This window comes from Collimonas fungivorans, assembly GCF_028292705.1.
Taxonomy (GTDB): Bacteria; Pseudomonadota; Gammaproteobacteria; order Burkholderiales; family Burkholderiaceae_D; genus Collimonas; species Collimonas fungivorans_B.
The window spans coordinates 1-9,326 of sequence record NZ_JAQGLV010000139.1 but is presented as its reverse complement, the minus strand read 5'-3'; the positions used below and the strand labels follow the sequence as shown (position 1 = coordinate 9,326).

Sequence of the window (9,326 nt, the reverse complement as noted above, 5' to 3'; positions counted from 1 at the left end):
CAGGCGGTCTTCCAGCGGCAGGCCGATCGACTGGAAATAACTCGGATGCTTGGTTTCCGGGTAAAGGTGGATGGTGCGGCCGGTCTTGGCCGACATGCTCTTGGCCAAGGCGATGATCTCGGGCAGGGTAGGGATCTCGAACTGGCCGTCGTACTGGGTATTGTCCGGCCTGATCTGCGGGATTCTTTCCTTGGCGCGCAATTCCTTGATTTCCGCCAGCGTGAAATCTTCGGTGAACCATCCTTCCAGCGTATTGCCGTCGATGACTTTTTTCGTCTTGCGGCCGGCAAACTTGGCCACCGTCGCGACATTGGTGGTCCCGGAAATTTCATTCTCGTGGCGCGCCACCAGGAAACCATCCTTGGTCGCCACCAGGTCAGGTTCGATCACGTCCGCACCGTCTTCGATCGCCTTGGTATAGGAAGCCAGGGTATGTTCCGGCCGCAATGCGCTGGCGCCGCGATGGCCGATGACCAGGATATTGCTGTTCGCCAGGTCGCCGCCGTCGCCGCCGCAGGCGGACAGGGAAAACAAGCCGGCCAGCGCCAGCGGCAGGCCAAGGATGCGGATTCGTATCATGGTTGGATAGATGGAGTGGAGGAGAGTGTTTATTGTATGGGTAGCTTGTTACAGAGACATGACATTCTTTCAACCAAATAAACGGCTATCCTTGCAGTCATACGGCAATTAGCTACAAAATCGATTGCGTATGCTGTCAAATCATCTATTCTCATCATGTCATAGTGCTTATGTTGCCAGTTCTCCAATGTAATAAAATGCCGACCCCCAGATGAATGCCCGGCAGGGGCTTTTGATGGATCCGATGAGCATCTGCAACAACCGCTAGCGAACGACGGTTGGGGTGCTCCTTGGCTTTTGAGGAGAAATACATGACAAAACTCGACCTTTCGCGTCGCAGTTTTTTGAAGGCCAGCGTAGTGGCCGGGGTGTCGGTTTACGTAGCGCCCATGGGCGGCAAAGCGTTCGCCGCCCTGTTTGAAGAAAAAATCCTGACGCCCATCCAATGGGACAGTAGCAACGGTCAGGTCAAGTTTCGTATCGATGGCATGGCCAAAGTCACCGGCGCCAAGGTGTTCGCGCGCGATGTGCGTGCCCGCGACATGCCGCACTGGCCGGACCAGCAGGCACATGCCTTCATCCTGCGCGCCACCAAGGCCGACCGCAACTTCCTCGGCTTCGACCTCGGCCTGCTGGGCGACGAGCTCAAGCCTGACCGCGTAGTCACCGCTGCCGACCTGGCGCGCGACGGCCTGGCTTTCCCGGCGTTCTACGGTGAAGACATGCTGCTCCCGCCCGGCAAGACCGCTGCCTATCTTGGCCATGCGGTCGCGATCCTGATCTACAACGATTTCGCGCGCTTCCGCTTTGCCAAGGACAAATTGCAGTTCAAGGATGAAGTGATCCAGTACGGCCCCGTCACCGGCCCGCTGGAGCGCGACCCTTGGGGTACTTTCCGTTTCGTGCGGGTAGGCGGCGCGACATCGTTCGACGACGATGTTTTCTCCAGCCTGAAGAATGCGCCGGTATTCCCGAGCATGATGCGCAAGCACCAGCCGGTCTGGCCGGATGGCCAGGAACACGGCAAGCTGGGCGAGCAGGGCATGTTCTACGCGGCCCAGATCCAGGAACAGCTGGACCACCCGCCGGCCGACTGGTTGGTCATGGAGCGCAACTACAATACGCAGTCGGTGGATACCGCGGCGCTGGAACCGGACAACGCCAACTGCTGGTACGACAGCGCTAGCCAAGCCCTGCACATGGTGGTGCCGACCCAGTCGCCGGGCGAAGTGGTGGACAGCGCCATCGAGATGATGAAGAAGGGCAAATTCCCGCTCAAGCAGCTGTTCCTCCACCCTTGCTATACGGTCGGCTACGGCTCCAAGGACCACTACAATTTCCCGTTCTACGGCCTGCTGACCTCGCTATATGCGGACGGCAAGCCGGTGCGCCTAGCCAACGACCGCTACGAACAGTTCCAGACTTCGATCAAGCGCCACGCCTTCAAGATGCACTACCGCATCGCGGTCGATCGCAAGAGCGGCCTGCTGCAATCGTTCAAGGGCGAGTTCGAAGCTAACGGCGGCGGCCGCGCCAATTTCTCGCCGTCGGTAGCGATGGTGGGCGCCACTGCGGCGCAATCGATTTATTATTTCCCCAAGAACGACCTGGCCGCGGTGGCCATCGCCACTCGCGCGATCGACGCCGGTTCCGCGCGCGGCTACGGCACGCTGCAGAGCATGGCGGCGACTGAAATGATGATCGATGAAATGGCGGAAAAACTCGGCCTCGACGCCATCGATTTCCGCCTGAAGAATGCACTGCGCTCGGGCATGAAAAATACCCAGGGCGCGATTCCGGCCGGCGCGATCCGGGTCGACGAAGTGCTGCAGAAAGCCAAGAACCATCCGCTGTGGATCAACCGCGGCAAGAAGAAAACCGAGTACGAAGCTGGCCATCCGGGCTATCGCTACGGTGTCGGTTTTGCCTGTGTGCAGAAGGATTTCGGCACCGGCGCCGAGACTTCGTTCGCCAAGGTCGAAATCAGCGCCGACGGCCAGATCCACCTGTCACACAGCGCCGCCGAAATCGGCACCGGCATGTCGACTTCGCAAGCGATCGCCTGCGCCAAGTGGCTGGGCAAGCCGGCGCATGAAGTGCGCACCTCGGTCACCGACTGGAGCGACCTGCCGGTGGTCACCAGCGGCGATCCCTACATCATGAGCCAGGCCGAGCAAGACAAGCTGGCGGCCAATCCGCGCTGGTCGCCGGGCTACTCCTCGCCATCCAGCGCTACCAATTCGGCTTTCTACTTTACTCACAGCACGCGCGAAGCTGCACGCGTGATCTTCATGCACGGCCTGTGGCCGGCGGCGATGGCGATCTGGAGCCAGGGCATAGGCGGCGGCCAGGCGGCGCCGCTGGTGGTGCGGGTGGAAGATGCACGCTGGGTCGACGGCAAGCTGTCCGCCGCCGGCCTGGAAGCGCTGCCCTACCAACAGCTGGTGAAGAAAGCCCACGAACTGGGGCTGGTGACCGGCGCCACCGTGCACGTCTTCAATCGCTGGCAATGGACCGAAGCCGAGTTCGAAATTCTCGGCAATCTCACCAAGATTCCACTCGACGGCTTGTCGCTGCGTTACGGCGACGGCGCCGACAAGGCGCGCAAGGCCAGGATGAGCACAGGCGGCGGTTACGAAGTACTCAACCGCAAGAAGGTCTTCATCCCGCCGACCCAGCGCAACAACGCTGCCGTGACTTACTACAGCGCGGTCGGCACGCTGGTCGAACTGGCGGTGCATGAAGCCAGCGGCAAGGTCGAACTGCTGACCCATCACTCGATCATGGAATGCGGCAACCAGATCTCGCCGCAACTGGTTTCCGGCCAGCTGCAGGGCGGCCTGGCGATGGGTATCGGCCATGCCTTGCATGAATACCTGCCGCTATACGAAGACGGCCCCGGCAACGGCAGCTGGAACTTCAACCGCTACCAGCTGCCGCGCGCCAAGGATGTCGCGGTCTGGAGCCAGACCAGCGAAGTGCTGCCGCCGCTGACCGAGACCGATCCGCCCAAGGGCATCGCCGAAGTGGTGATGATCCCGGTGGTCGGCGCCATCGTCAACGGCATCGCCCACGCCATCGGCCATCGTTTCACCGACCTGCCGGTAACCCCACAAAATATCCAGGAGGCTCTGGCATGAGCATGACTATCCACCCCATCACCATGCATATCAACGGCAAGCCGGTCGGCCCGGTGCCGGTGCCGGAAGGCATCATGATGATCGATTTCCTGCACGAATACCTGGACCTGACCGGCTCGCGCCTGGGTTGCGGCCAGGGCGTCTGCCGCGCCTGCGTGGTGATTCTCGACAAGCCGGACGGCACTAGCGAAGAAGTGCGTTCCTGCATCACCGGCGCCCATTTTTTCGAAGGCAAGAAAGTGCGCACCGTGGAAGGCCACGCCCAGCTCAACGAAAAGGGCGAAGTAGTGGCGCTGTCGCCGATCCAGCAGAAATTCCTCGAGCATTACAGTTTCCAGTGCGGCTACTGCACACCGGGTTTCGTCAACGCGGCGACGGTATTGCTGGAAAAACTGAAGCGCCAGCCGGTCGCCAAGGACCGGCTAGACCAGGCCATTACCGAAGGATTGAACGATCACATCTGCCGCTGCACCGGTTATGTGCGCTACTTCGAAGCAGTCAAGGAAGTGGCGCTGGCGACGCCGGGACTGGTAAAGGATGGCAAGTGATGACTAAGCTCCGATACCTCGGCAAGGCGTTGCGCATGGCTGCCGCGCCGCTGCTGGCGGCAACCTTGCTGGCTGCATGCGACAGCGGCAGCAGCCCGTCGGCTCCAGCCGCCGGCAGCACGGTCAAGCCGGGCAGCGCCGACCAGCTGGCCCTCGGCCGCTACCTGACCAAGGCCGCCGACTGCGCCGCGTGCCACACCACCGCCACCGGCGCGCCGTTTGCCGGGGGCGTCGAACTGGCTTCGCCGTTCGGCAAGTTCTACGGCTCCAACATCACGCCGGACAAACAGCACGGCATCGGCAAATGGAACGCCGACCAGTTCTACAAGGCCCTGCATGACGGCGTAACGCCGGACCGGCACCTGTACCCGGCCATGCCGTACACCTCGTACCGCTCGATGACGCGCGCCGACAGCGACGCCATCTATGCCTACCTGATGCAGCAGAAGCCGGTCGCGGTGCCGAGCAAGGAAGCGGACCTGAAATTTCCCTACAACATGCGCTTCGGCATGATGTTCTGGAATGTGCCGTTCCTGAAAAATTCGCTGAGCGACGCTTCGGCCGGCCAATCTCCTGCCTGGCTGCGCGGCCAGTATCTGAGCAATGCGCTCGGTCATTGCGCGGAATGCCATTCGCCGCGCGGCGTGTTCGGCCAGCTCGATTTGTCGAAACCGCTGGCCGGCGCCGCGCTGGGCCGTGTCGCCGCGCCCAACATCACGCCCGCCGGCCTGGCCGCGGTGGGCTGGACGGCGGCGGACCTGCAGATCTTCTTCGCTACCGGCATCGCCCCTCAAGGCTCGGCCTACGGCGAGATGTTCCCGGTGGTGCACCTGAGCACGCAATACCTGAGCAAGGACGACCTCGCCGCTATCACCACCTATCTGCTGGGCGACAAGCCGTTGCCGCCGGAACCGGTCAAGGCCATCAGCGCCGATGCGGCCGAACTGGATGCCGGCAAGCGTTTGTACACGGCAGTCTGCGCCGGCTGCCATGGCTTCCAGGGCGACGGCAAGCCGCATGTGGCGGTGGCGATGAAGGGCAATTCGACGGTGCGCAACGCCGATCCGCATAACCTGATCGTGGCGATGCTGGACGGGATCGAAGCGCAGAAATTTCCCGGCACCGAAAGCCTGCAGGACATGCCCGGTTTCGCCGGCCAGCTGAGCGACAAGGAGCTGGCGCAGCTGTCCAACTTCCTGCGCGCCACCTGGGGCGGCCAGGCAGCCGACGTTACCCCGGACCGCATCAAGAGCATGCGGCTGACGACGGCGCAGTAAAGCCCGGTTTCAGGAGCAGGATCGGCCGCGCAAGCGGCCGGTCCTGTTTTTCATTACACTGGTAAAAACCTAAGAAAAGATCAGGCAAGCCATGAATGCAGTCGATTATCAAGTATTAAAAAGCGCCGTCAGCTGGCTCCAGCAGGGCAAGCGGGTAGCCATGGTCACGGTAGTGCGCAACTGGGGTTCCGCGCCGCGCCCGCTGGGTTCGCTGTTTGCGATCACCGACGACGGCGATTTCACCGGTTCGGTCTCGGGCGGCTGTATCGAGGACGACCTGATGCAGCGTTTTGCTGCGGCTTTTCCGGAACGTATAGAGCTGGTGCGCTACGGCATCAGCGCCGAGCAGATGCAGCGCTTCGGCCTGCCTTGCGGCGGTACCCTGGAGCTGGTGATCGAACCCTTGTCCGACGCCGCAGCGCTGACGCCTCTGCTCGACGCCGTCGCCGGACGCAAGCTGGTGCAGCGCCGCCTGGACATGCGCAGCGGCAAAGCCAGCATCGAAGCCAGCGACGCCGACTTCGCCCTGCATTTCGACGAACAGGAACTGCTGCAGGTATTCGGTCCGCGCTGGCGCCTGCTGATCATCGGCTGCGGCCAGGTCTCGGAATACCTGGCGCAGATGGCGCCGGCGCTGGACTTTTCGGTGTACCTGAACGACCCGCGCGAAGAGCAGCGCCGCAACTGGCAGGTCGACGATGTGGTCTGGCTGGACGGCATGCCGGACGATGCCGTGCTGGCCTTCAAGCCGGATCGCCGCACCGTGATCGTCACCCTCAGCCACGACCCGAAAATCGACGACATGGCGCTGATGGAAGCGCTCAAGACCGATGCTTTCTACGTCGGCGCCATCGGCTCGATGGCGAGCACCGAGGCGCGCAAGGAACGATTGCTGACGCTGGACCTGAGCCCGCAGCAAGTCGGCGATTTGCATGCGCCGATCGGCTTGTCCATCCTGAGCCGTTCGCCGGCCGAGATCGCGGTATCGGTGCTGGCCGAGCTGGTGATGCTGCGCAACCGGGGCCGGGTAGCGGTATCGCCCTCCAGCTGCGCCGTCAACACGGACGATCTGCGGATGGTCGAGCGGCCGTGAAACGCTTAAAGGCAAACACATGAAGATGACGGATATTCCGTTTGGCACGACCGACTGGAATGCCGTCGAGCGTACCGAGCACAAGGGCGAGGTCGGGATCGCCTATTGGCGCACGCGCCAGTTCGGCGCCATTCGCGTGCGTATGGTCGAATACACGCCGGGCTACCTTGCCGACCATTGGTGCAGCAAAGGCCACATCCTGTTTTGCCTGGAAGGCGAACTGCACACCGAACTCGAAGACGGCCGCAGGTTCTTGCTGAAAGCCGGCATGAGCTACCAGGTGGCCGACGGCGCGGAGCCGCACAAGTCGTTTACCGCGGTCGGGGCGAAGCTGTTCATCGTCGACTGAACACTGCATCGGCCGGGGAATTTTGACCAGGCTCCTTTACTGTTGCCGCCAAGCTGCTACTATGAAAGTAGGCAATCCGCCAAGCAAATCGTCGTAGGATTGCCGTTAGGCTGCAGACAGGAGTCCTTCAATGGATTTCGCACTGGATGGGAGCAAACCCACCAGGAAACTGGTCGGTTTCACCGTAGTCGTGGTGTTGCATATAACGATCGTGTATGCATTGGTGACAGGTTTGGCGCGCAAGGTCGTCGACGTCATCCAGGAGCCGGTGATCACCAAGCTCATCGAAGAAATCAAGCCGCCGCCACCCCCGCCGCCGCCCGACAAACCGGTGCCGCCGCCGCCAAAATCGGCCGCGCCGCCGCCTCCTTATGTACCGCCGCCAGAAGTCAAGGTACAGCCGCAGCCGCAGGAAAACACGATTGCCGCGGTCACCAATGTCAAGCCGCCTAGCAACGAGCTGCCTACCTCTGTCGCGCAACCATCGCCGGCAGCCACGGCACAGACAGCCGGCCCGCCGGCGCATACCAGTGCGAAAGTCGCGGGCAATTGCGAAAAGCCGGAATATCCCAGGACTTCCTTGCGCAACGAAGAGCAGGGCACGGTGAATGTGAAACTGATTATCGGCACCGATGGCAGCGTGGTGGATGCCGCGATTGAAAAGAGCAGCGGCTACAAAGACCTGGACCGGGCCACCCTGAAAGCCTGGAGCCTGTGCCATTTCACACCGGCCATGGCGGATGGCCAGCCGGTGCAGTCGGCTACCCGTATGCAGTATGTCTGGAAGCTGGAGTGAGCATAGAGCCGCGTTTGTCCGGCATGCTCATGATTAGCCTCCGGTTGCAGGCAGCTATGTATTCGCCACCAGCAGTTCCTCCGCATTGTTTGGCGGGCGCAAACCATCCGTCCTGCCTGCGAAGTAGCGCCGGGTAAGATCGGCCGCCGAGACGTGCCTTGCTTCTCCAAAGCCGGATTCGCGGGCCAGCGCCAGGATCTCCGGCGGGGTGAAGAAGCTGAGGAAAGGTGTCCCGCTTGCGCGCGCCCCTTTCTCCGCCATCTCAAGCCCGGGACGTACTTCGGGATCCGCCAGCTCCAGCGGCAGCAGGAACGTCATGGCGAGCGTCGATCCAGGGGCGAGGGCGGCGACTTGCTGCAGCGTGGCCGCGTTCGCCTCCCTGGTGAGATACATGCTGACGCCGGTGGAAACCACAATCGCCGGTTTGCTGTCATCAAAGCCGGCAGCTGCGAGCCCGTCACGCCAGGATCCGCCCGCCTCGAAATCGACCGGCACGAAGCGCAGCCAGTCTGGGACGCCGAAACCGAGCTCGATCAGGCGCCGGCGCTTCCATACTTGGGGACCCGGCTGGTCGATCTCGAACACCTTGAGGCGGGATGCGATCTCCGGCCTGCGTTGCGCGAAGCTGTCAAGGCCGGCGCCGAGGATGACATACTGGCCAAGCCCGCGACCGGCCTGTTCCACCACCAGGTCCTCAATGAAGCGGGCACGCGCCACGATCGAGGCGCGGAAGGGACGGGTAAATTGCGGATCCATATCCCCGCGGCTGCGCCAGTCATGGTCCGGAGCCAGCAGCTTGAGGCCGATTTTGTCTTCCAACACATGCGGCGGAGGATCGGCTTCGACATGCAAGGCGCGCCACAAGGCGACGCGCGCTGCGGTGCTGTCTGGCGCTGCATCTGGTTTATCGTTCATGATTTCAATCCTATCTGTTCGTCGTCTGAAGCAGATCTGATAGTACTGTGCCATGCTGTGCAGGAAAGAGTCGCTGCTTCGGTCCCTTGGCGATTGACCGGGGATGTTTTACACGGGATGCGCATGTAGAAATGCGCCGGGAAAAAGTATATCACCTGCCCGAATTCGGCGGCGGACCGTGTCTGTGTCCAGATCCGCTCGCAGGATGAGCCGACGTTCTAGCGATAGGGAGTGCGGATCAGCGGCTGTAATTGGCCGAAGTAGATATTGGTGAACGACTGTTTACGACCCAAAAGCGGTCTATCAGATTTCTCCAAAGCGGACGTTTGAGCCACGGCTAGTGTTGTTGAGCGATTCTTTGCTCAACTGAAGCAATTCCATCGAATCGCCATCCGCTACGACAAACTCGTCGCGAGTGATTGTATATAGCTATTGATTTGATGGTAATAATTAATTTCATTTATTATCGAATTAAAATTACTATGAATACGCCATTTGGTAGTCAAGAGATGCCTCATGAAAAATACTGCACTTCCCGGGCGCCATATCGGGCTGCCGGCTTTGTGTCTGGCGACCATCGCGGTGGCGCTCATTGCCCTTGGCAGTGGTCCAAGTATTGCAGCAGCTCC

General features: G+C 61.4%; 8 protein-coding genes. 6 read left to right on the top strand and 2 right to left on the bottom strand.

Features of this window, described 5'->3' with window-relative positions; all coding sequences use genetic code 11:
- Positions 1–579: glycerophosphodiester phosphodiesterase family protein (locus JWQ61_RS06875; protein WP_304359871.1), on the bottom strand; the 579-nt coding region annotated here is incomplete at its 3' end.
- 311 nt (positions 580–890) lie between these two features.
- Here JWQ61_RS06875 and JWQ61_RS06870 point away from each other — a divergent pair.
- The 6 genes from JWQ61_RS06870 (at position 891) to JWQ61_RS06845 (ending at position 7,782) form a co-directional block, all read left to right on the top strand.
- Positions 891–3,719, top strand: a complete 2,829-nt coding sequence (locus JWQ61_RS06870; protein ID WP_304359870.1) for a xanthine dehydrogenase family protein molybdopterin-binding subunit — start codon at positions 891–893, stop codon at positions 3,717–3,719.
- Complete coding sequence (locus tag JWQ61_RS06865) at positions 3,716–4,267, top strand: (2Fe-2S)-binding protein (RefSeq protein WP_304359869.1); 552 nt, start codon at positions 3,716–3,718, stop codon at positions 4,265–4,267. The genes JWQ61_RS06870 and JWQ61_RS06865 overlap by 4 nt, the downstream gene beginning before the upstream one ends.
- Positions 4,268–4,302: 35 nt before the next feature.
- Positions 4,303–5,544, top strand: a complete 1,242-nt coding sequence (locus JWQ61_RS06860) for a cytochrome c (protein ID WP_304359872.1) — start codon at positions 4,303–4,305, stop codon at positions 5,542–5,544.
- 91 nt (positions 5,545–5,635) lie between these two features.
- Positions 5,636–6,637 carry an XdhC family protein gene (locus JWQ61_RS06855; protein ID WP_304359868.1) on the top strand — a complete coding sequence of 334 codons (1,002 nt, stop codon included), beginning with the start codon at positions 5,636–5,638 and terminating at the stop codon, positions 6,635–6,637.
- Positions 6,638–6,656: 19 nt separating this feature from the next.
- Positions 6,657–6,986: a DHCW motif cupin fold protein gene (locus JWQ61_RS06850; RefSeq protein ID WP_304359867.1), complete on the top strand. Its 330-nt coding sequence runs from the start codon at positions 6,657–6,659 to the stop codon at positions 6,984–6,986.
- 130 nt (positions 6,987–7,116) lie between these two features.
- Entirely contained in the window at positions 7,117–7,782 is a 666-nt protein-coding gene (locus JWQ61_RS06845) for an energy transducer TonB (RefSeq protein ID WP_304359866.1), read from the top strand.
- 54 nt (positions 7,783–7,836) lie between these two features.
- On the opposite strand, the gene JWQ61_RS06840 is transcribed toward JWQ61_RS06845, so the two are convergent.
- Positions 7,837–8,697 (bottom strand): class I SAM-dependent methyltransferase, encoded by an 861-nt coding sequence (locus JWQ61_RS06840; RefSeq protein WP_304359865.1) that lies wholly within the window; start codon positions 8,695–8,697, stop codon positions 7,837–7,839.
- Between the last annotated feature and the right edge of the window lie 629 nt (positions 8,698–9,326).